Source organism: Mesorhizobium sp. M7A.F.Ca.US.005.03.2.1, assembly GCF_003997795.1.
Lineage (GTDB): Bacteria > Pseudomonadota > Alphaproteobacteria > Rhizobiales > Rhizobiaceae > Mesorhizobium > Mesorhizobium ciceri.
Map to the genome: position 1 here is coordinate 1 of NZ_RZRP01001652.1, position 385 is coordinate 385.

The window sequence follows — 385 nt, forward strand, 5'->3', positions numbered from 1 at the left end:
GTGGTGAACGGGCTGTTTTCGTCTGTCCCGTCGACGGTGACGTTCCCGGGCTGGGTGGCGAAGGCGACAAACGTGTTTTCGCCGACCTCGACCTGCGCCAGACCGTTGGAGATGTTGGCGCCGCTGCCCAGCGGATTGTTGCGGCAGGCATCAAGGAAGATGAAGGTCTGACGGCCGCGACTGGCGAATTTGGCGATCACATCATTCAGCTTGACGGCGTGCGCCGTCAGCTTGTCCAGGTTTTCCGGATCGGGCGTATCGATCGGTAGCAGGTAGTTTTCGCCCTGCACCTGCATGCCGTGGCCGGCGTAGAAGATCAGCACGGCGCTGCTTTCGGGCAGCTTCGCCTCGGCGTCATGGAAAAGCTTGACGAAGCCATCGGCGG

Annotated in this window: 1 protein-coding gene; it reads right to left on the minus strand. The window is 61.8% G+C overall.

Going from position 1 to position 385, the window contains the following annotated elements; translation table 11 throughout:
• On the minus strand, window positions 1-385 hold a 385-nt coding region (locus EN991_RS39645; protein ID WP_206519395.1), incomplete at both ends, for a caspase family protein.